The 21,312-nt window shown below is 54.3% G+C and carries 22 protein-coding genes; 9 read left to right on the top strand and 13 right to left on the bottom strand.

Annotation, left to right across the window (positions count from 1 at the left end):
- Nucleotides 1–398: 398 nt before the first annotated feature.
- The 5 genes from livF to livK are packed head-to-tail and all read right to left on the bottom strand — an operon-like array spanning nucleotide 399 to nucleotide 5,234.
- Nucleotides 399–1,112, bottom strand: a complete 714-nt coding sequence (gene livF, locus ACJ9N4_RS16955; protein WP_182272932.1) for a high-affinity branched-chain amino acid ABC transporter ATP-binding protein LivF — start codon at nucleotides 1,110–1,112, stop codon at nucleotides 399–401.
- A gap of 1 nt (nucleotide 1,113) precedes the next feature.
- A complete protein-coding gene (livG, locus tag ACJ9N4_RS16950; protein ID WP_182272933.1) occupies nucleotides 1,114–1,881 on the bottom strand; it encodes a high-affinity branched-chain amino acid ABC transporter ATP-binding protein LivG in 768 nt (255 codons plus the stop codon).
- A complete protein-coding gene (gene livM, locus ACJ9N4_RS16945) occupies nucleotides 1,878–3,155 on the bottom strand; it encodes a branched chain amino acid ABC transporter permease LivM (protein WP_182272934.1) in 1,278 nt (425 codons plus the stop codon). Before livM ends, livG begins: the two co-directional genes overlap by 4 nt.
- Nucleotides 3,152–4,078, bottom strand: coding sequence for a high-affinity branched-chain amino acid ABC transporter permease LivH (gene livH / locus ACJ9N4_RS16940; protein WP_182272935.1), 927 nt, complete (start codon nucleotides 4,076–4,078; stop codon nucleotides 3,152–3,154). Before livH ends, livM begins: the two co-directional genes overlap by 4 nt.
- A 46-nt stretch (nucleotides 4,079–4,124) precedes the next feature.
- Nucleotides 4,125–5,234: a high-affinity branched-chain amino acid ABC transporter substrate-binding protein LivK gene (gene livK, locus ACJ9N4_RS16935; RefSeq protein WP_182919069.1), complete on the bottom strand. Its 1,110-nt coding sequence runs from the start codon at nucleotides 5,232–5,234 to the stop codon at nucleotides 4,125–4,127.
- A 423-nt stretch (nucleotides 5,235–5,657) separates the two neighbouring features.
- On the opposite strand from livK, the gene panM reads away from it, so the two are divergent.
- The gene (gene panM / locus ACJ9N4_RS16930) at nucleotides 5,658–6,041 is read left to right on the top strand and encodes an aspartate 1-decarboxylase autocleavage activator PanM (protein ID WP_411500657.1); all 384 of its coding nucleotides are present in this window, start codon (nucleotides 5,658–5,660) and stop codon (nucleotides 6,039–6,041) included.
- 110 nt (nucleotides 6,042–6,151) lie between these two features.
- On the opposite strand, the gene livJ is transcribed toward panM, so the two are convergent.
- The 6 genes from livJ to ftsY all read right to left on the bottom strand — a co-directional run bounded on the left by livJ (nucleotide 6,152) and on the right by ftsY (nucleotide 13,133).
- Nucleotides 6,152–7,252: a branched chain amino acid ABC transporter substrate-binding protein LivJ gene (livJ, locus tag ACJ9N4_RS16925; RefSeq protein WP_182919070.1), complete on the bottom strand. Its 1,101-nt coding sequence runs from the start codon at nucleotides 7,250–7,252 to the stop codon at nucleotides 6,152–6,154.
- A gap of 197 nt (nucleotides 7,253–7,449) precedes the next feature.
- Nucleotides 7,450–8,715 (bottom strand): 4-aminobutyrate--2-oxoglutarate transaminase, encoded by a 1,266-nt coding sequence (locus tag ACJ9N4_RS16920; protein WP_182919071.1) that lies wholly within the window; start codon nucleotides 8,713–8,715, stop codon nucleotides 7,450–7,452.
- Between the two features lie 135 nt (nucleotides 8,716–8,850).
- On the bottom strand, nucleotides 8,851–9,708 hold the full coding sequence (gene rpoH / locus ACJ9N4_RS16915; RefSeq protein WP_182272940.1) for an RNA polymerase sigma factor RpoH: 858 nt from the start codon (nucleotides 9,706–9,708) through the stop codon (nucleotides 8,851–8,853).
- A gap of 254 nt (nucleotides 9,709–9,962) precedes the next feature.
- Nucleotides 9,963–11,018, bottom strand: coding sequence for a permease-like cell division protein FtsX (gene ftsX, locus ACJ9N4_RS16910; RefSeq protein ID WP_182272941.1), 1,056 nt, complete (start codon nucleotides 11,016–11,018; stop codon nucleotides 9,963–9,965).
- Nucleotides 11,011–11,676 carry a cell division ATP-binding protein FtsE gene (gene ftsE, locus ACJ9N4_RS16905; RefSeq protein WP_182272942.1) on the bottom strand — a complete coding sequence of 222 codons (666 nt, stop codon included), beginning with the start codon at nucleotides 11,674–11,676 and terminating at the stop codon, nucleotides 11,011–11,013. Before ftsE ends, ftsX begins: the two co-directional genes overlap by 8 nt.
- 2 nt (nucleotides 11,677–11,678) lie before the next feature.
- Complete coding sequence (gene ftsY, locus ACJ9N4_RS16900) at nucleotides 11,679–13,133, bottom strand: signal recognition particle-docking protein FtsY (RefSeq protein ID WP_182272943.1); 1,455 nt, start codon at nucleotides 13,131–13,133, stop codon at nucleotides 11,679–11,681.
- Nucleotides 13,134–13,260: 127 nt separating this feature from the next.
- On the opposite strand from ftsY, the gene rsmD reads away from it, so the two are divergent.
- Together rsmD and ACJ9N4_RS16890 are read left to right on the top strand one after the other, a co-directional pair.
- Entirely contained in the window at nucleotides 13,261–13,863 is a 603-nt protein-coding gene (gene rsmD / locus ACJ9N4_RS16895; protein WP_182272944.1) for a 16S rRNA (guanine(966)-N(2))-methyltransferase, read from the top strand.
- Nucleotides 13,847–14,128, top strand: coding sequence for a DUF1145 family protein (locus ACJ9N4_RS16890; RefSeq protein WP_182919072.1), 282 nt, complete (start codon nucleotides 13,847–13,849; stop codon nucleotides 14,126–14,128). The genes rsmD and ACJ9N4_RS16890 overlap by 17 nt, the downstream gene beginning before the upstream one ends.
- 47 nt (nucleotides 14,129–14,175) lie before the next feature.
- Here the strand turns inward: ACJ9N4_RS16890 and ACJ9N4_RS16885 are convergent, their stop codons facing one another.
- Nucleotides 14,176–14,535, bottom strand: coding sequence for a DUF2500 domain-containing protein (locus tag ACJ9N4_RS16885; RefSeq protein ID WP_182272946.1), 360 nt, complete (start codon nucleotides 14,533–14,535; stop codon nucleotides 14,176–14,178).
- 129 nt (nucleotides 14,536–14,664) lie between these two features.
- On the opposite strand from ACJ9N4_RS16885, the gene ACJ9N4_RS16880 reads away from it, so the two are divergent.
- Together ACJ9N4_RS16880 and zntA are read left to right on the top strand one after the other, a co-directional pair.
- Nucleotides 14,665–15,291, top strand: coding sequence for a lysoplasmalogenase (locus ACJ9N4_RS16880; RefSeq protein ID WP_182272947.1), 627 nt, complete (start codon nucleotides 14,665–14,667; stop codon nucleotides 15,289–15,291).
- 76 nt (nucleotides 15,292–15,367) lie between these two features.
- Nucleotides 15,368–17,554 carry a Zn(II)/Cd(II)/Pb(II) translocating P-type ATPase ZntA gene (gene zntA, locus ACJ9N4_RS16875; protein ID WP_196390582.1) on the top strand — a complete coding sequence of 729 codons (2,187 nt, stop codon included), beginning with the start codon at nucleotides 15,368–15,370 and terminating at the stop codon, nucleotides 17,552–17,554.
- 83 nt (nucleotides 17,555–17,637) lie between these two features.
- Here the strand turns inward: zntA and tusA are convergent, their stop codons facing one another.
- The gene (gene tusA / locus ACJ9N4_RS16870) at nucleotides 17,638–17,883 is read right to left on the bottom strand and encodes a sulfurtransferase TusA (RefSeq protein WP_182272949.1); all 246 of its coding nucleotides are present in this window, start codon (nucleotides 17,881–17,883) and stop codon (nucleotides 17,638–17,640) included.
- A 169-nt stretch (nucleotides 17,884–18,052) separates the two neighbouring features.
- On the opposite strand from tusA, the gene ACJ9N4_RS16865 reads away from it, so the two are divergent.
- From ACJ9N4_RS16865 to ACJ9N4_RS16850, 4 genes are all read left to right on the top strand, one after another.
- A complete protein-coding gene (locus tag ACJ9N4_RS16865; protein WP_182272950.1) occupies nucleotides 18,053–18,718 on the top strand; it encodes a 7-cyano-7-deazaguanine/7-aminomethyl-7-deazaguanine transporter in 666 nt (221 codons plus the stop codon).
- Nucleotides 18,719–18,790: 72 nt separating this feature from the next.
- On the top strand, nucleotides 18,791–19,348 hold the full coding sequence (locus ACJ9N4_RS16860) for a DcrB family lipoprotein (RefSeq protein WP_182272951.1): 558 nt from the start codon (nucleotides 18,791–18,793) through the stop codon (nucleotides 19,346–19,348).
- A gap of 417 nt (nucleotides 19,349–19,765) precedes the next feature.
- A complete protein-coding gene (locus tag ACJ9N4_RS16855) occupies nucleotides 19,766–20,155 on the top strand; it encodes a hypothetical protein (protein ID WP_182272952.1) in 390 nt (129 codons plus the stop codon).
- Nucleotides 20,156–20,225: 70 nt separating this feature from the next.
- The gene (locus ACJ9N4_RS16850) at nucleotides 20,226–21,290 is read left to right on the top strand and encodes a class I SAM-dependent methyltransferase (RefSeq protein WP_182272953.1); all 1,065 of its coding nucleotides are present in this window, start codon (nucleotides 20,226–20,228) and stop codon (nucleotides 21,288–21,290) included.
- Nucleotides 21,291–21,312: the final 22 nt, after the last annotated feature.

The following is a 21,312-nucleotide window of genomic DNA, read 5'->3' as shown; positions in this document are numbered from 1 at the left end:
ACAACGGAGGGTTAACACCTGCCGAGATGGAAAGACAAAGAACCTCAGGTCGTGTCCAAATTAAGTAGACCACTTCAACATTAAAAAAGGCAACATGCGTTGCCTTTTTGCTTTTACCTCGTGCGGTCTGGTGCCCTCACCCTGGCCCTCTCCCACAGGGAGAGGGTACAAACACTAAAAAAGGCAACGTGCGTTGCCTTTTTGCTTTTACCTCGTGCGGTCTGGTGCCCTCACCCCGGCCCTCTCCCACAGGCAGAGGGAGAACACATTAAAAAAGGCAACATGCGTTGCCTTTTTGCTTTTACCTCGTGCGGTCTGGTGCCCTCACCCTGGCCCTCTCCCACGGGAGAGGGTACAAACACTAAAAAATGCAACGTGCGTTGCCTTTTTGCTTTTACCTAACCGCCTAAATACGCACTCCGCACTGCTTCGTTCGCCAGCAGCGCGTCACCGGTGTCTTCCAGCACCACGCGGCCATTCTCCAGCACGTAACCACGGTCAGCCAGCTTCAGCGCCTGGTTGGCGTTCTGCTCGACGAGGAAGATGGTCATCCCCTCCTTACGCAGTTGCTCGATGGTGTCGAAAATCTGCTGGATGATGATCGGCGCAAGACCGAGCGACGGTTCATCAAGCAGTAACAGGCGCGGCTGGCTCATCAGCGCACGGCCAATCGCCAGCATCTGCTGTTCACCACCAGACATAGTGCCCGCACGCTGAATGCGGCGTTCCCACAACCGCGGGAAGAGTTCATACACACGCTTGATACGGGTCTGATACTGGTCACGATCGGCAAAGAAGCCCCCCATTGCCAGATTCTCTTCCACCGTCATACGAGAAAACACGCGACGCCCTTCCGGGACAATCGCCACCGCTTCACGCATGATTTTGGCGGTCTGCCAGTCGGTAATGTCTTTGCCATCAAACACAATCCGCCCGCTGGTGGCACGCGGATCACCGCACAGGGTACCCAGCAGCGTGGTTTTACCCGCGCCGTTGGCCCCGATCAGGGTGACGATTTCACCCTGATTGATATGCAGGCTGACGTCATGCAGCGCCTGGATCTTACCGTAGTGGGCATTTACTTTATCAAACGTTAACATCGCTTTTTCCATCTTATGCCTCACCCAGGTAAGCACGGATCACGTCCGGGTTGTTGCGGATCTCATCCGGCGTACCATTCGCCAGCGGTGTGCCCTGGTTCACCACGTAGATACGGTCAGAGATGCCCATCACCAGCTTCATATCATGTTCAATCAACAGAATAGTGGTGTCGTGATGATCGCGCAGCTCAGCAATCAGCTCGTCCAGCTCTTTGGTCTCTTTCGGGTTGAGGCCCGCAGCCGGTTCGTCGAGCATCAGGATTTCCGGCTGGGTCACCATGCAGCGCACAATCTCAAGGCGACGCTGATCACCGTAGGCCAGGTTGCTCGCCTGACGGTTAGCGTGCTGGAGCAGACCAATACGGTCGAGCCAGGTCGCAGCGCGATCTAACGCTTCGCTCTGCGCACGACGGAAAGCTGGGGTTTTCAACAGGCCAGAGAAGATGCCCGTTTTGAGCTGCTGATGTTGTGCCACCAGCAGGTTCTCAATCACCGTCATCTCGCGGAACAGACGCACGTGCTGGAAGGTACGCACCACGCCCATACGGGCAATTTGCTGGCCCGGCAATCCTTCCAGATGTTGGTCGCGCAGCATAATGGTACCGCCCGTTGGCTTGTAAAAACCGGTCAGGCAGTTAAACACGGTTGTTTTCCCCGCGCCGTTCGGGCCAATCAGGGAGACAATCTCTTTCTTGTGCAGATCCAGAGAGACGTTGTTGACCGCCAGCAGGCCGCCAAAACGCATCATCAGGCCGTTAACGGATAATAATGGCTGACTCATGCCTGCTCTCCTTTCGCTTGTCCGTTCTTCAGCTTCAGCTGTGGACGCGTCATCGGCAGCAAGCCCTGCGGACGCCAGATCATCATCAGCACCATCAAACCACCCAGCATCAGCATGCTGTATTCGTTAAAGTCACGCATCAGTTCACGCGATACCACCAGCAGGATGGCCGCCAGAATAACGGCGAACTGCGAGCCCATCCCGCCGAGCACCACAATCGCCAGCACAAAGGCGGATTCGGCAAAGGTGAACGATTCCGGGCTGACGAAGCCCTGACGTGCGGCAAACAGCGTTCCGGCGAAACCGGCAAATGCGGCACTGATGGTGAACGCGGTCAGCTTGATACGGGTTGGGTTCAGGCCCAGCGAGCGACAGGCAATCTCATCTTCACGCAGTGCTTCCCAGGCGCGGCCCAGCGGCATACGCAGCAGACGGTTAATCACGAACAGCGTAATCACCACCAGCAGCAGCGCGACCAGGTAAAGCCAGATAACGCGGTCGGATGGGTCATACCTCATACCAAAGAAGTTGCTGAAAGTATCCCAGCCACCTTCGCGGGCGGTACGGCTGAACTCCAGACCGAAGAAGGTCGGTTTCGGGATCTGGCTGATACCGTTCGGGCCACCGGTCACTTCAGTATTGTTGAGCAGCAGGATACGGACGATTTCACCGAAGCCTAAGGTCACAATCGCTAAATAGTCACCACGCAGACGCAGCACCGGGAAGCCCAGCAGGAAGCCCGCCGCGGCAGAAACCAGCCCAGCCAGCGGCAGACACGTCCAGAATCCGAGGCCGTAATAGTGGTTCAGCAGCGCAAAGGTGTAGGCACCGATGGCGTAAAAGCCGCCGTAGCCCAGCACCAGCAGGCCGGACAAGCCCACCACCACGTTGAGGCCGAGACCGAGGATCACGTAGATCATGGTCAGCGTCGCGATATCCACCGTACCGCGCGATACCACAAACGGCCACGCAACAGCCGCCACCAGCAGCGCCACGAGGAACAGCTTCTGCTTAACGGTAGAACCGTCGATAGCGGGCAGCACAAATTTCGGGCCAGAGACGTTTTTCAGCGTCTTCTGGAACAGCGGACGCAGCAGCTGGAACAGGAACACGACCGCAGTACCAATAAACACCCACTGCCAGCGGATGTCGGCGGCGGTATCGACCACCAGCTTAGTGCCATCCAGCTCTAACTGAACGCCCATAAAGACGCCCGCCAGCACGAAGAACATGGCAGCAGAGAGCAACGCCATTGCAAAATGCATCGGTTTCATACTTTCTCTACCTCCGGACGACCCAGAATACCGGTAGGCATCACCAGCAGAACCAGAATCAGCAGGGCAAACGACACCACATCTTTATATTCGGTACTCAGATACGCCGAAGAGAGCGCTTCAGCCACACCCAGGATCAGGCCACCAATCATCGCGCCAGGAATACTGCCGATACCGCCCAGCACCGCCGCAGTGAAAGCTTTCATCCCGGCCATAAAGCCGATGTACGGGTTGATTACGCCGTAGAACTGACCGAGCAATACGCCCGCCACCGCCGCCATCGCTGCGCCAATCACGAAGGTAAGCGCAATCACGCGGTCGGTGTTGATGCCGAGCAGGCTCGCCATCTTCAGATCTTCTGCACAGGCGCGGCAGGCGCGTCCCATGCGGGAGTAACGGATGAACAGCGTCAGGGCGAGCATCGCAATGAAGGTCACAATCCAGATAACCAGCTGCATGGTGGTGATAGAGGCAGAGAAGTTGTCGCTGGCTCCTACAATCCACTGGCCGTTAAACAGGCTTGGCAACGCCACATCGCGTGAGCCTTCCGTCAGGCTGACGTAGTTTTGCAGGAAGATAGACATCCCGATGGCGGAGATGAGTGCAATCAGGCGCTTGGAGCTGCGCACCGGCCGGTAGGCCACGCGCTCAATGCTCCAGCCGTAGGCACTGGCAATCACAATCGCGCCGACAAATCCGGCGGCAACCAGCAACCAGCTGCTGTCGATACCCATCATCATCAGGGCGGCAATGATCATAAAGGAGACATAGCTACCGATCATGTACACCTCGCCGTGGGCGAAGTTGATCATGCCGATAATGCCGTAAACCATCGTATAACCGATGGCGATCAGCGCGTAGGTGCTTCCCAGCGTGACGCCGTTAAACATCTGCTGCAAGAAATAGAGAAACTGCTCGGACATATGCAAACCTTTTTATACCCGCCCGGTGGTTCGGGCGGTGGGATAATTATTTGGCGACCGAGGACGAACCATCGGCGTGCCACTTAAAGACACCAAACTCAAATCCCTTCAGATCGCCTTTCTCATCCCAGTTCAGCGGCCCAATCACGGTGTTCACCCCGTGTGCTTTTAAATCTTTCACCAGCGCCAGCGGTTCTTTGCTGCCGCTACGATCCAGTGCGGTTGCCAGAGACTGCACCGCTGCGTAAGTGATCCACACGTATGGACCACTCGGATCTTTCTTCTGCGCCTTGAGCGCATCAACGATAGTTTTGTTCGCCGGATCCTGGTCATAGCGTTTTGGCATCGTCACCAGCATGCCTTCGGCAGCGTCGCCCGCAATGTTAGACAGTGAGGCATTGCCCACACCTTCCGGCCCCATAAACTGGGTTTTCAGACCGACTGAACGTGCCTGGCGCAGCATCTGGCCCATTTCCGGGTAGTAGCCACCGTAGTAAACGAAATCGATGTTTTCTTTTTGCAGACGGGCAATCAGCGCGGAGAAGTCTTTCTCACCCGCGGTAATACCGTCGAAGAAGACAACATTCGCACCGCCTTTTTTCAGGCCATCCTGAACGGAACGCGCCAGACCTTCGCCATACTGCTGCTTGTCATGAATAATGGCGATGCGCTGCGGCTTGACGTTTTCGAGGATATATTTGGCGGCAGTTGGCCCCTGAGAGGAGTCCAGACCGGCAGTACGCATGATGTGCTGATAACCGCGCTGGGTCAGCTCCGGGTTAGTCGCACCAGGGGTAATCATCAGAATGCCTTCGTCTTCATAGATATCAGACGCAGGCTGAGTGGACGATGAGCACAGGTGGCCGATCACGTACTGGATGCCATCGTTCACAATTTTGTTGGCGACTGCCACGGCCTGTTTTGGATCGCAGGCGTCGTCGTACTCCACACCTACCAGCTTGTCACCTTTGATACCGCCTTTGGCGTTGATGTCTTTGATTGCCTGGCGCGCGCCGTTGAACTCCATATCTCCCCACTGGGCGACAGGGCCGGACATCGCACCGACGACAGCAACTTTAATCTCTTCCGCCATAGCTGCATGCGAAATCGCCAGTGCGACCATCCCCGCGATTAACGTCTTCGCGTTCCTTTTCATCTCTGAATCCCCATTCGTGATGTTGTGTATATATTTTGTTTTATTATGGTTAAAAAGCATTCTGTACTTTTAATGAACAACGCTATTTTTACCAGTGCCTTTAATGGTTTAGCGCAGTTTTTCACAAAAACCAGACTAATATCTCTATTTTTCAGGCGATTAAGCAAAGATAATATTCTGAAATCCGACAGAGATAAACAAATAAAAGCGCAGTTTGCAGCATAAAATAACGGCATAAAGCGCCGAATAAATCACTGCCATTTAGGTTAAAATTCTGCTTATTTTTCGATCCATATGTTTTCGAACTGCACAATGCGTTGCCAAAAAACTAATCACCTGGTTAATGGGAATAAAAAGAAGAAGCCGCTGAGTGAATAAATTGAGTACACTGCCCCCACTCTATTTGATTTGGACAAGTAGCTAATGAAACTGACTATCGTTCGTCTGGTGACCTTTAGCGACCAGGATCATATCGACCTGGGCAAAATCTGGCCGGAATATTCCCCTTCGTCGCTGACCGTCGACGAGACTCATCGCATTTATGCCGCGCGTTTTAACGAGCGTCTGCTGGCGGCTGTGCGCGTCACACTGAGCGGTACGGAAGGGGCGCTGGACTCACTTCGCGTGCGTGACGTAACCCGCCGTCGCGGTGTAGGGCAGTATCTGGTTGAAGAGGTTATCCGCGAAAACCCGAGTGTGACCTCCTGGTGGATGGCCGACGTGGGCGTGCAAGACCGCAGCGTGATGGCGGCATTTATGCAGGCATTAGGGTTTACGGCGCAGGCAAATGGGTGGGAGAAGCGCTAGTTTTGTTCTGTGCGGCCTGATGTGTGCGGCCTGATGCCCTCACCCCGGCCCTCTCCCACGGGGAGAGGGTGCAAACACTAAAATGGCAACCGCAAGGTTGCCATTTGCGTTTATTTTGCGTCGGTCGCCGTACCGTTGGCATGCCAGTTAAACACGCCGAACTCAAAGCCCTTCAGGTCGCCCTTCGCATCCCAGGAAAGCGGGCCCATAACGGTATCTACGGAGTTCGCTTTCAGCCAGGTGGCAATCTTAGCCGGATCGGTTGACTGGTTCAGACCTGCCTGCAGGGTCTGCAGCGCAGCGTAAGTCGTCCACACGAACGCACCGCTTGGATCCTGTTTCTTCGCCTTGATGGCATCTACAATCGGTTTGTTCGCAGGTACCTGATCGTAGTTCTTCGGCTTGGTGACCAGCAAGCCTTCAGCAGATTCACCGGCAATGTTAGACAGCGACACGTTCGCCACACCTTCTGGCCCCATGAACTGGGTTTTCAGGCCCGCAGCACGCGCCTGACGCAGGATCTGACCCATCTCCGGGTGATAGCCGCCGTAGTAAACGAAATCGATATTCTCTTTCTTCAGACGCGCCACCAGGGTGGAGAAGTCTTTTTCACCGGCAGTAATACCGTCGAAGAACACCACGTCGGCATTCGCTTTCTTAAGGTTATCCTGCACTGAGCGCGCCAGGCCTTCACCGTATTGCTGTTTGTCGTGAACGATCGCAATGCGTTTCGGTTTCACTTTTTCAACAATGTATTTGGCGGCAGTTGGGCCCTGATCGGAGTCCAGGCCAGTGGTACGCAGAGTCAGCTTATAACCACGTGCGGTCAGCTCTGGTGCAGTTGCGGCCGGGGTGATCATCAAAATACCTTCGTCTTCGTAGATGTCAGACGCTGGCTGTGTAGAGGAGGAGCACAGGTGGCCGATAACGTATTTGATCCCGTCGTTCACCACTTTGTTCGCTACGGCTACCGCTTGTTTCGGATCACAGGCATCGTCATATTTTACGATCTGCAGTTTTTCGCCTTTGATTCCGCCCTTAGCATTAATGTCTGCAACAGCCTGTTCTGCGCCAGTAAACTCCTGGTCACCATACTGAGCTACCGGACCGGACATCGCACCAACGACGGCGATTTTAATGTCTGCCTGCGCCATCGTACTGAATGCCAACGCGATACATCCTGCCAGTAACGCTTTACCCTTCATATTCATCCTGAGATTCCCCATTATTATGGTTATTACGATTGTTGTGATGTTGTTGCGTAGCGCTTTATTTCAGTTATAGGTATACCACTCGCGCTTTTTCAGCATACTCTGCTAAAACATACCCCATTTTTATGATTTTGGAATAGCTAATTTGAAATGAATATATGATAAGCCCGGCAGTCATTTCAGCCGGGCTTGTGGCTTTAACGTGTCAGCGACGCGGAAATAATATCCAGCGCTTTACGGAACTGCACTTCGGGGATGGTGAGCGGGTACAGGAAGCGGATGACGTTGCCATACACGCCACAGCTCAGAAGCAGCAGACCTTCCTTCAGCGCACGCTCCTGCACCAGACGGGTGAATTCCGGTGACGGATGCCCGCTCTGCGGGTCGTTAAACTCTACCGCTACCATTGAACCTTGCGCGCGAATGTCAGCGATAAACGGACAGCCCGCTTTCGCTTTATTCAGCACCTCCACCAGATGGTGGCCGAGATGCGCCGCCCGCGTGCAGAGTTCCTCTTCTTCAATCACGTCCAGTACGGCGTGGGCCGCCGCAATCGCCAGCGGATTACCCGCATAGGTGCCGCCCAGCCCGCCTGGTGCGGGTGCATCCATCACCTCTGCCCGGCCCGATACCGCAGAGAGCGGCATTCCACCCGCCAGGCTTTTCGCCATCGTGATCAAGTCAGCCTTCACGCAGTGATGTTCCATCGAGAAGAGCTTGCCGGTACGCGCGAAGCCGGTTTGTACTTCGTCAGCAATCAGCAAAATACCGTGGGTATCGCACAGGGCACGCAGTGCCTGCATGAAATCAGCAGGGGCGACGTTGAACCCCCCCTCACCCTGAACAGGCTCAAGGATAATGGCCGCCACCTGATCCGGGGCGATGTCTGCTTTAAAGATACGCTCCAGGCTTTTCAGCGACTCCGCCGTACTGACGCCGTGCAGCGCATTCGGGTATTGCGCGTGGTAAACCGAGCCAGGGAACGGGCCAAAGCCCAGCTTGTACGGCGCGACTTTCCCCGTCAGTGCCATTGTCATAAAAGTGCGGCCGTGGAAGCCACCGCCGAAAGTGATAAGACCGGGACGTCGGGTATACGCGCGGGCAATTTTCACCGCGTTTTCGACGGCTTCTGCGCCCGTCGAGAAGAAGGCCGTTTTGGCCGGGCCGTCAATGGGCACACGTTCGTTAAGACGCTCGGCAAGGGCTACATAGCCTTCGTACGGCACAATCTGGTATGCCGTATGGGTAAATGCGTGGAGTTGTTTTTCGATAGCGGAGATAACTTTTGGATGCCGGTGCCCGGTATTCAGCACGGCGATCCCGGCGGCGAAATCAATGTACTCATTGCCTTCAACGTCCCACACCGTGGCATTTTCGGCTTTTTCGGCATAGAAGTTACACATCACCCCAATACCGCGCGGCGTCGCCTGCAAACGCCGGTCATTCAGTTCGTTATTTTTCACCCTGTCCCCCTGAGAAAGTTGCCTGCTTAGCGCATCTGTAAGTGTTTGCCAGGGGGGCGGAATTCGCCAGAGCGGGAGATAAAAAAACAAAACCCCCGAATTTGCATTCGAGGGTCATCGGGGACTTCGCGGGAATTACGCTTCGATAGCGGCGCGAAGTTTTTTCATGGCGTTCTTTTCAAGCTGACGCACACGTTCAGCGGACACGCCGTAGCGGTCGGCCAGTTCCTGCAGCGTGGACTTGTTGTCTTCGTCCAGCCAACGGGCACGGATAATATCCTGACTACGTTCGTCGAGGCCTTCCATCGCATAGCTCAGCTTGTTCGCGGCCTGATCTTCCCAGTTGTCCTCTTCAATGCCGTCGGCAAAGTTAGAGGTCTTATCCTGCAGATACAGAACCGGTGCCATCGGCTGGCTGTCAGAGGCATCATCGTCGGAAGACATGTCAAACGTCATGTCCTGCGCGGCCATACGGGATTCCATCTCACGCACGTCTTTGCTGGATACGCCCAGCTCGCGCGCCACCATTTCAACTTCATCCTGATTGAACCAGCCCAGACGCTGCTTGGTTTTACGCAGATTGAAGAACAGTTTGCGTTGCGCTTTTGTCGTGGCGACCTTCACGATACGCCAGTTACGCAGAACGTATTCGTGAATTTCAGCTTTGATCCAGTGTACGGCGAAGGAGACCAGTCGCACACCCACTTCCGGGTTAAAGCGACGTACAGCCTTCATCAGACCGATGTTACCTTCCTGAATCAAGTCTGCCTGCGGCAGGCCGTAGCCCGCATAATTACGAGCAACGTGAACAACAAAGCGCAGGTGAGACAGGATCAGCTTCTTAGCTGATTCCAGGCAGCCCTGGTAATGCAGCTTTTCAGCAAGCTCCTTTTCTTCCTCGGCCGTTAACATCGGCCAGGTGTTCGCAGCCCGGATGTAAGACTCCAGGTTACCAACAGGGGCTAAAGCTAAAGTTTGCATTTCTTTGGTCATTCATTCCTCTCAATGTTTCTCTTCTGACCCTGGTTATCCCCGTCAGGCAACAACCATGCCAAAGCGTTTGAGCAACGAGATTAGCATTCACTCTTTTATCAGACAGTGATTTTATCCACAAGTTCCAGGTGCAACGGTGAATAAATTACGCACAAAATGTGACATGGAGATGATAATACGGGGAAGAGACAACAGGGACTCTTTCCCTGCAGAGCGAACACCTCGGTGCAGGGAAAGATTATATCACGCTTTTCTTAATCGGGAGTAAAGTGACGTAAATGTTGAACCGTCGCCAGCCATGCGGCCACCCAGCCGATCATCGAGCAGACCAGCAGTAGCAACAGACACTCATCGAACCCTAAGCCACTGATATCAAACTTAGTTCCGAAAACCTGCGCCACTTCGGTGACGGCAGAGGAGAGCCGCATCACCAAAATTTCTGACAATATTAATGAAAGAAATGCGCCGGAAAAACCGAGCAATGCGCCGCCGTAGAGGAATGGCCGGAGGATGAAACCATCCGTCGCACCAATCAGTTTTTGCACGTTGATGGTATCACGGCGGGCGAAGATGCTCAGACGCACGCTGTTACCGATGACAAGGAATACCGCTGCCACCATCAGCACACCAATCATCGCCGCCACACGCCCTACCAGCCCGGTCAGGGCAGAGAGACGCGCGAACCAGCTGTCATCCATACGCACTTCATCAATGCCTTTAATGCCGGTGATGCGGTCACGCAGGGTGTTGAGTGCATTCGTGCCCTGAAAATCAAGCTTCGGGATCACCACTGCCACGGCAGGCAGCGGGTTTTCTTCGAGCATGTCCAGCGCGCCACCAAACCCTGACCAGTTGCGGAACTCACCCAGCGCTTCATCACGCGAGAGATAGTTGACCTTCTCAACGCCCTGTTCGGCCTGGATCTGCCCGACCACCTGCGCCGCCGCGTTATCGTCGAGCGCTTTATCCAGATAGACCGTGATCTGCGGCGACGGATAATACTGTGACGCCGCCTGGTTGACGTTCTTATACACCATGTAGCAAACACTTGGCAGGGTCAGGGAGATGGCAATTACCATCACCGTCAGGAACGTGGCCAGCGGCTTGCTTTTCAGATCCTGCAATGCGCCGTGGAAGGCATAGCGCACCTGCTCATTGAAGACGTTGGTTTTGCGGGAGTTCGGCTTCGGTGCGGCTTTCGCGCGCTTGGGTGTATTACGATTGCCGTCACCGCCGCCCTGCGACTTACGGAAACGGTCAAACCGGTTCCCGAACTGTCGAATCTGGTTTATTGCATCACGCTTATTCACCGTGGCCTCCGTGCAAATGACCGTCGCTCAGGGTCAGCATGCGGTACGAACGACGAGAGATAAGATTGATGTCGTGCGTCGCCATCAAGACCGTTACCCCAACGCGGTTAAATTCCTCAAACAGACGCAAAATCCCTTCGGACAGGGCATCGTCCAGGTTACCGGTCGGTTCATCCGCCAGCAATACCGCAGGCTTGTTCACCACCGCACGGGCAATACCCACACGTTGCTGCTCACCGCCGGAAAGCTGGATCGGGAAGTTCTTCGCTTTGTCCAGTAGCCCGACTTTATCCAGCGCCGCAGACACGCGACGGCGGATATCATCATAGCTGGCACCGGCAATGATCAGCGGGATCGCCACGTTATCGAAAACCGTGCGATCCATCAGCAGGTGGTGATCCTGGAAAATCATGCCGATCTGACGACGCAGGAACGGCACTTCACGGTTTTTCAGGCGGCTGATGTCATGGCCGCTGAAAAAGATGTTCCCGGCACTGGGCCGTTCGATCCCACAGATAAGCTTGAGCAGGGTACTTTTCCCCGCGCCTGAATGGCCGGTCAGGAATGCCATCTCGCCTGGCTGCAGGTGGAATGTCACCCCCTGCAACGCTTGTCTCCCACCGAGATAGGCCTTGCTGACGTGTTCAAAGCGAATCATTGTTAGTCCTCTCGGGCAAATAATGCCTCAATAAAGTCGTCCGCTTTAAACGGACGTAAATCCTCAATACGCTCGCCCACACCGATGTAACGGATAGGAATGCCGAACTGATCGGCCACGGAGAAGATCACCCCGCCTTTGGCGGTACCGTCAAGCTTGGTCAGCGTGATCCCCGTCAGTCCTACCGCTTCATGGAACAGTTTCGCCTGACTAATGGCGTTCTGCCCGGTGCTGGCATCGATGGTCAGCATAATTTCATGCGGTGCTTCTTCGTCCAGCTTCTTCATGACGCGAACGATTTTCTTCAACTCTTCCATCAGGTGCGATTTGTTCTGCAAACGCCCTGCGGTATCGGCAATCAGCACATCGACATTACGCGCCTTCGCCGCCTGGATAGCATCGAAAATAACGGACGCGGAATCTGCGCCTGTATGCTGGGCAATCACCGGAATGTTGTTGCGCTGGCCCCAGACCTGCAGCTGCTCAACCGCCGCTGCACGGAAGGTATCGCCCGCCGCCAGCATCACCGATTTACCCTGCTGCTCGAACTGACGTGCCAGCTTGCCGATAGTGGTGGTTTTACCCACACCGTTCACGCCAACCATCAGAATAACAAATGGTGTTTTGCCTTCAATATTAAGCGGTTCGTCAACTTTTGCGAGAATTTCACCCATCTCGTCTTTCAGCAGACCGTACAGCGCTTCGGCGTCGCGCAGCTGTTTGCGACTCGCCCCTTCCGTCAGGTTCGCGATGATCTTACGGGTGGTTTCCACGCCGACATCGGCGATCAGCAGTTGCTCTTCCAGCTCTTCAAACAGATCGTCGTCGATCTTTTTGCCGCGGAACAGACTGATAAATCCGGAACCTAAGTTTTCTTTGGTTTTAAGCAGGCTACGTTTCAGGCGGGCGAAGAAACCTTCTTTGGTCGGTTTTTCCTGCTCCTGAACGACGTTCTCTTCGGCCTGTTCAGTAACGTCGTCTTCAGTCGCTTGTGCCGCCAGCGCCTGGGCTTCCAGCTCTTCGTCAGTCAGCTCTGGTTCGTTTTGCGCTTCCTCTTCCACCGCCTCAACAATTTCAACGGTTTCCGCTTCAGCCTGCCACTCTTCGGCAGAAACGTCTTCGGCTTTCACCTCTTCCGGCAGCGGCAACTCTTCGTGCTCAATGACCGCCTGAGGCGTTGCAATAACCTCTGCAACGTCTTCAACCACAACAGGTTCTGGTTTTTCACTCTCCTGAACCTGTTCGGTGACGTCAACCACTTCTTCAGCAAAGGCTTCAGTCTCTTCTTTGCTGTGCGCATGCTCTTCCGCTTCGACAACCGCAGCGGTTTCTACCGGTGTTTCAGGCTGCGACTGCTCTTCAACAGCTTGTTGCTCTTCGGTTTTCTGTTCTGTTTCTTGCTCTTTTTCACCGAAGCCCAGCCAGGAAAAGAAGCCACGTTTTTTTTGTTTTGCCATCTGCGACTACACTCCTCGCGGCGCTATATACATGGAAGCTAAAAAAATGATGAAATAGTCTAACACTTTACTTAATTGACATCACCGCCCGCAATCGCAGGCCAATTGTTAACAGAGCTTTCCTGAGATGAAGAAACCCAACCGCGCCCCAGCCGGTCAAATTCGTATTATCGGCGGCCAGTGGCGAGGCCGGAAATTACCGGTGCCGGATAGCCCCGGTTTACGCCCCACCACCGACCGCGTTCGCGAGACGCTGTTCAACTGGCTGGCCCCCTCTATGGTGGATGCCCATTGCCTCGACTGCTTCGCCGGTAGCGGCGCATTAGGGCTGGAAGCGTTGTCGCGCTATGCTGCCAGCGCCACGCTGCTGGAGATGGAGCGCGGTGTCGCGCAGACGCTACAGCAAAATCTGGCAACGCTGAAAGCGACCAACGCCAAAGTGGTCAACACCAACACCCTGAGTTTCCTCGCGCAACAGGGCACGCCGCACAATGTGGTGTTTGTTGACCCGCCGTTCCGTAAGGGGTTGCTGGAAGAGACGTTATCCCTGCTGGAGAACAACGGCTGGCTGGCGGATGACGCGCTGATTTATGTAGAAAGTGAAGTGGAAAACGGTTTACCGCCGGTGCCCGTTCACTGGGATCTGCACCGCGAAAAAGTGGCAGGTCAGGTGGCTTATCGTCTGTATCACCGTCAGGCTCAAGGAGAATCCGATGCCAGTACTGATTAATATGGGACGTTTGCTGATGCTGTGCGTCTGGGCGTTTTTGATCCTCAATCTGGTGCACCCGTTCCCGCGCCCGATGAATATCTTCGTGAACGTGGCGTTTGTCTTTACCACCTTTATGCACGCCCTGCAGATGGTAATGCTGAAAAACGGTCTGCCGAAGGATGGCCCACAGATGACCGGCTGGCAGCAACTGCGCGTGTTTATTTTTGGCGTGTTTGAATTGCTGGTGTGGATGAAGAAATTTAAGGCGCAGGTGAAGAAGTAAGATCCCTGATGCCCCTCACCCTCTCCCCATTGGGGAGAGGGAATACATCACGGCTCCGGCGTAAACCCTTCAAACCGCGACCCTTTATAACTTAGTGTCCCTTTCTCACCCACCGTCAGCTGATGGTACTGCCGCGCCTCCAGGCGAAAGGTCATCTCCAGCCCACCGGTTTCCGGCTTAAAACTCGCTTCATAGCGCATGGTCGCGCCCGCAGGTGTCACCTGCTGCTGACGCGAGCGTCGGTCGTTAAGGGCTTTCTCGCGTTTGTTGCTCACCACCACGCGTTTTTGCATCAGCGGCGCGGCATCGTTATCTGCTTTCTCACGGCGCTGCTGCACGAAACGAAACGAAGCGGCAATGACGATAATCGCCAGCACGATAATGAAAAACAGCGGCATCTTGCTCATTCAAAAATCCCATCAGATTATGCGGAATTCAGGATACCTTGCCTGCCCCACCATTGCCAAACGCCTGTCCGCGTCACTACACTGGATCAGAAACTGATTATTCAGCCTCAACAGATACAGGGAGTTAATATGCTTTGGTCATTTATCGCTGTCTGTTTTTCCGCATGGCTTTACGTCGATGCGTCGTATCGCGGCCCGGCCTGGCAGCGCTGGTTATTTAAACCCGTCACGCTGTTGCTGCTTCTGCTACTGGCCTGGCAAGCGCCGGTGTTTAACGCCGTCAGTTATCTGGTGCTCGCCGGATTGTGCGCCTCTCTCATTGGCGATGCCTTAACCCTGCTGCCGCGCCAGCGTCTGCTGTATGCCGTAGGCGCGTTCTTCCTGTCGCATCTGCTTTATACCATCTACTTTGCCAGCCAGATGACGCTGTCATTCTTCTGGCCGCTCCCGCTGGTGCTGCTGGTGATTGGCGCGCTGCTGGTTGCGGTGATTTGGTCTCGTCTGGAAGAGATGCGCTGGCCGGTCTGTACGTTCATCGCCATGACGCTGGTGATGGTATGGCTGGCGGGTGAGCTGTGGTTCTTCCGTCCCACATCTCCGGCGATGTCCGCGTTCTTCGGCGCAGCACTGCTGTTAGCCGGTAATGTCGTCTGGCTGGTCAGCCATTATCGCTGCCGTTTCCGTGCGGATAACGCCATTGCCGCCGCTTGCTATTTTGCCGGGCATTTCCTGATTGTCCGTTCGCTGTATATTTAAATAACGCTTGACTCTGGAGTCGACTCCAGAGTGTATGCTGCGGTTAATGAGAAAATTATCATTACCGGAGACTGCCATGTCGACTCCAGAAACACCAAAAAAAGTTCCCCAGTTCTCGGCACTTAAGCTGAGCCCGGCTCCGCCGAAAGACGACTGCTGCTGCGATGGCGCATGCGAAACGCAAAACGTGCAGCCACTGCCTGAAAGCGGGAGCCGCTACAGTTGGATAATCAACGGCATGGACTGCGCAGCCTGCGCCCGTAAAGTTGAAAATGCAGTCAAACAGGTGCCTGGGGTCAGCCATGTTCAGGTGCTATTTGCTACCGAAAAGCTGCTGATCAGCGCGGATAATGATGTGAGCAAACAGGTTGAAGCCGCCGTCAGCAAGGCCGGTTACTCCCTGCGTAGCGAAAGCGCTCCTGTTGAGAAGACCTCCCCATTGCGGGAAAATCTGCCACTTATCACACTCATCATCATGATGGCCCTCAGCTGGAGCCTGGAACAGATTAACCATCCGTTCGGCAATCTGGCGTTTATCGCCACCACGCTGGTTGGTCTTTTCCCGATTGCCCGTCAGGCGTTGCGCCTGATGAAAACAGGTAGCTGGTTTGCCATCGAAACCCTGATGAGCGTAGCGGCCATTGGTGCGTTGTTCATTGGTGCCACAGCGGAAGCCGCAATGGTGCTGTTGCTGTTCTTAATCGGCGAACGTCTTGAGGGCTGGGCGGCAAGCCGGGCACGTAAAGGGGTCAGCGCGCTGATGGCGCTGAAACCGGAAACCGCCACACGGGTAGTGAACGGTAACCGCGAGACCGTGGCGATCAACACGCTACGCCCCGGCGACGTAATTGAAGTCGCGGCGGGCGGACGTCTGCCAGCCGATGGCGCATTGCTCGCCGCCACGGCAAGTTTTGACGAAAGCGCCCTGACCGGGGAATCCATTCCTGTTGAGCGGGCAGCAGGCGAAAAAGTGCCTGCCGGAGCCACCAGCGTCGATCGTCTGGTACAACTGACGGTGCTTTCCGAACCGGGTGACAGCGCTATTGACCGTATCCTGAAGCTGATTGAAGAAGCCGAAGAGCGCCGGGCACCGGTTGAACGTTTTATCGATCGCTTTAGCCGGATTTACACCCCCGCCATCATGCTGGTCGCCCTGCTGGTGACTATCGTCCCGCCGTTGTTCTTTGCTGCGCCGTGGGAGGGCTGGATTTATAAAGGTCTGACGCTGCTGCTGATTGGCTGTCCGTGTGCGCTGGTGATCTCTACTCCTGCGGCCATTACGTCTGGCCTGGCGGCTGCGGCACGACGCGGGGCATTGATTAAAGGCGGTGCGGCGCTGGAACAGCTGAGCCAGGTTCAGCATATTGCCTTCGATAAAACCGGTACGCTGACCGTAGGTAAACCGCAGGTTACCGGTATTTATCCGCAGGAGATGAGTGAAAACGCGCTTCTTATGCTGGCCGCCGCTGTAGAGCAGGGTTCAACCCACCCGCTGGCGATAGCCATTGTTCGTGAAGCGCAGGCGCGCGAGCTGGTCATCCCTGAGGCAACCGCCCAGCGTGCGCTGGTCGGGTCCGGCATTGAGGCCGACGTCGAAGGCAAAAAAGTGCTGATCGTCGCAGCGGATAAATCCCCTGCCGCAGAGTTGAGCCAGCAGATCCAGATGCTGGAGCAGGCCGGGCAAACGGTCGTGGTCGTTGTGCAGGACGGCATCACGAAAGGTATACTGACCCTGCGTGATACCTTGCGCGACGATGCCAAAGAGGCCGTAGCGGCGCTGCATCAGCTGGGTGTTCAGGGTGTGATCCTGACCGGTGACAACCCACGCGCGGCGGCAGCGATTGCCGGTGAACTGGGGCTGGAGTTTAAAGCCGGATTATTGCCTGCGGATAAGGTCAGTGCCGTAACAGAACTGAACGGTCATGCTCCGCTGGCGATGGTGGGGGACGGCATCAACGATGCTCCGGCAATGAAAGCCTCAACCATTGGCATTGCAATGGGAAGCGGCACCGACGTGGCGCTGGAAACTGCGGACGCCGCGCTAACGCATAACCGCCTGACCGGGCTGGCGCAAATGATCGGTCTGGCACGTGCCACACGTGCCAATATTCGCCAGAACATCACCATTGCACTGGGCCTGAAGGGGATATTCCTGGTGACTACACTGCTCGGCATGACCGGACTGTGGCTGGCGGTGCTGGCGGATACCGGGGCGACGGTACTGGTGACGGCGAATGCGCTGAGGCTGTTGCGCCGGAGGTAAAAGCAAAAAGGTAACGCAAGTTGCTTTTTTAGTGTTTGCTCCCTCTCCCCGTGGGAGAGGGCCGGAGTGAGGGCATCAGGCTGCTATGAACCTTTTCGGATCAAATACCGGTACGGCAGCGCCTCAGTCTGCTGCGCCACCAGCTCATGTTCCATAAAGGTACAAAAACCGGGGATATCGCGGGTGGTGGCCGGGTCGTCGGCGATAATCAGCAGCGTTTCACCCGCCTGCATATTGCGCACGGTTTTGCGCACCATCATTACCGGCTCCGGGCAGCGGAGGCCCTGGGCATCAAGAGTGTGGTCTGGGTTGGAAAACAGGTCGGTCATGTTCTTCTCATTCAGGTAAAAACGGCAGTAGTTTACGCCGCACTGTCATCAATGCAAACCAAGTTAACGATTGCGTGAAAATTAACCATTGCAAAGTCCAGTCAAAGCAGTATGATGCGGCGGTTTTATTGGGTTCCCTCACCCCAAATGTTCATCAAAAAGGTACAATATGAACTCCTTTACACAAACCCAGCGCGTAAAAGCGTTGTTCTGGCTTTCGCTTTTCCACCTGCTGGTGATCACTTCCAGTAACTATCTGGTGCAGCTCCCGATCGCCATTTTTGGTTTTCACACCACCTGGGGCGCGTTCAGTTTTCCATTTATTTTCCTCGCCACCGATTTGACCGTGCGTATCTTTGGTGCACCGCTGGCTCGTCGCATTATTTTTGCCGTGATGCTCCCGGCACTGTTCATTTCGTACGTGATCTCTTCCCTGTTCTATATGGGAAGCTGGCAGGGCTTTGAGGCGCTCACGCACTTCAACCTGTTTGTCGCCCGTATCGCTACCGCCAGCTTTATGGCCTACGCGCTGGGGCAGATCCTTGATGTTCATGTGTTTAACCGCCTGCGTCAGAATCATCGCTGGTGGATGGCACCGACTGCCTCCACGCTGTTCGGCAACGTGAGCGACACGCTGGCGTTCTTCTTCATCGCCTTCTGGCGCAGCCCGGACGCGTTTATGGCCGAACACTGGATGGAAATCGCGCTGGTGGACTACTGCTTCAAGGTGTTAATCAGTATCGTGTTCTTCCTGCCAATGTACGGCGTACTGTTGAATATGCTGCTGAAAAGGCTGGCAGATAAATCTGAAATCACGGCATTGCAGGCTGGTTAAGGGTTCGCTTTATCAGTTGTGATAAGATGGGCGAATGAGCCGTTATGGCCGTTTATCGAAAGGAAGAAGTCAATGCGCAATCTGGTTAAATATGTCGGGATTGGCCTGCTGGTTGTAGGCCTTGCAGCCTGTGATAACAGCGACACGAAAACGCCTGCTCAGGGCGCGTCCGCAGAGAGCAACGCGGCCGGGCAACCGGTAAACCTGCTGGATGGTAAACTCAGTTTCTCTCTGCCAGCCGATATGACTGACCAGAGCGGTAAGCTGGGGACTCAGGCGAACAATATGCACGTCTATTCCGACGCAACCGGGCAGAAAGCGGTCATTGTGATTGTGGGCGACGCTACCAGCGAAGATTTGAGCGTACTGTCCAAACGTCTGGAAGATCAGCAGCGTAGCCGCGACCCGCAGCTGCAGGTGGTAACCAATAAGAGCATCGACCTGAAAGGCCACACGCTGCAACAGCTCGACAGCATCATCTCAGCAAAAGGCCAGACCGCTTACTCTTCTGTGGTGCTTGGTAAGGTTGATAACAAACTGCTGACCCTGCAGATCACCCTGCCAGCTGAAGACCAGCAGAAAGCGCAGGCTGCCGCTGAAAACATCATTAACACCATCGTGATCCAGTAATCCTCACGATGATGACGTGGCCTCCGGTGCTTGCAACCGGGGGCCATTTTTTTAGCCGTGGCAGAGCACATTTACCGGGATAACTGACCTACTAATATATGTAGGTTTAATCCCTGTATAATATGCGACATCTTACCGCCACCGTAAATACGTGCATTTTTTCATTTGCGTTAATGTATATTTCCCATAGATTATATTTTCCGCAAGAGATAACAAAAACGTTAACGCTTATTTAACGCAAATTTTCGCCACGCCATTATTACCCCTGACCCACATGGTATATATACCCCTCCACGTTAAATAAATACCAACATTAATATCTAAAAAAAATATATTCAGTGCCGATAACAGGCTGAGTGGAAATATAATTTGTAAAAAACACTGTCTTTAATTGTTATTATTGATACGGAGTTGTTGATGAAAAAGATCGTTAAATGGTTTGCTGCTTTTGCAATTGCCGGTGCACTGGCAGGCTGTGCCCGTACCGCTCCAGTCGATCAGGTTCACTCTATTGTAAGTGCAGGCCATACTGCTGAGCAGGTGAAAACCGCGATTCTGAAAGCAGGTCAAAAACGCGAATGGATCATGACTGAAGCAGGCCCGGGCGTTATTAAGGGTCGTCTGCAGGCACGTGACCACTCTGCCGAAGTGCGCATTCCTTACTCTGCAACAAGTTATTCAATTAACTACGAAAGCAGCCTGAACCTGAAAGCATCCGGCGGTAAAATCCACAAGAACTACAACCGCTGGGTTCATAACCTCGACCATGATATTCAGCTGAATCTCGCAGCAGGCGCAGCACTGTAATATTTTTCTCAAGTCGGGCCGTAAATGGCCCGATAACCTGTTTTTCTCGCCCCAGAAAGGTTACGGAATAATGTACGAAAAGGACACTCTCGGCGCGCTGGATGCCATTACCGAAGCACAACGTATCGCTTTTGCTCCGATGCTGTTTCAAACCGCGCTTTGTCTGCGTAACCTGGGTGTACTGGCCTGGCTCGATAAACAAAGCACACAAGGTGCCAGCCTTGAGGAAATTACCGAAAACTGCCCCCTGAATGCCTATGGAGTCAGCGTACTGTTGGATATGGGGTTAAGTGGACGGATCGTTACCTGCAAAGAAGGGCGTTATTATCTGGCAAAAGTGGGACATTTTTTACTGCACGATCCAATGACCCGTATAAATATGGATTTCACCCAGGACGTTTGTTACCAGGGCTTATTTTACCTGGCTGACGCTCTACAAAAAGAAAAACCAGCCGGGTTATCCGTGTTTGGTAACTGGCCGACAATCTATCCGGCATTATCGCAATTACCAGAGCAGGCAAAAGAGAGCTGGTTTGCCTTTGATCATTACTATTCTGACGCGGCTTTTGACGCCGCTCTGCCATATATATTCGCAAGCTCGCCAACAAAATTGTACGATGTGGGCGGAAATACGGGTAAATGGGCGTTACGCTGCTGCCGTTATGACGACAAAGTTGCCGTAACGATCCTTGACCTGCCGCAGCAGATAGCGCTGGCGCAAGATAACATTGCAAAAGCAGGTTTATCTCATCGCATTGGGTTCCACACTGTCGATATGCTTAGTCACTCGACATTGCCGGGTGATGCTGACGTCTGGTGGATGAGCCAGTTTCTGGACTGTTTCTCTCCGGAGCAGATTGTCGCCATGTTGACTCGCGTTGCACAGGCAATGAAGCCAGGTGCTCAGCTATGCATTATGGAGTTGTTCTGGGACGCCCAGAAATTTGAGGCTGCATCTTTCAGTCTGAATGCCACCTCGCTTTATTTCACCTGTATGGCGAACGGCAATAGTCGATTTTACAGCGTAGAGAAGTTTTCTCACTACCTGGAGATGGCCGGTTTCCGCATAGAGAAGCGGCTGGACAACCTTGGGGTTGGCCATACCTTATTGGTTTGTCAAAAAATTGAACAATAGATCAGCGTAACTGCCTGGACAG

Source organism: Enterobacter sp. LM3, from assembly GCF_046622475.1.
Classification (GTDB): domain Bacteria; phylum Pseudomonadota; class Gammaproteobacteria; order Enterobacterales; family Enterobacteriaceae; genus Enterobacter; species Enterobacter cloacae_P.
Note: the sequence above shows the minus strand (reverse complement) of the source record. Positions and strands in the feature narration are given on the sequence as shown.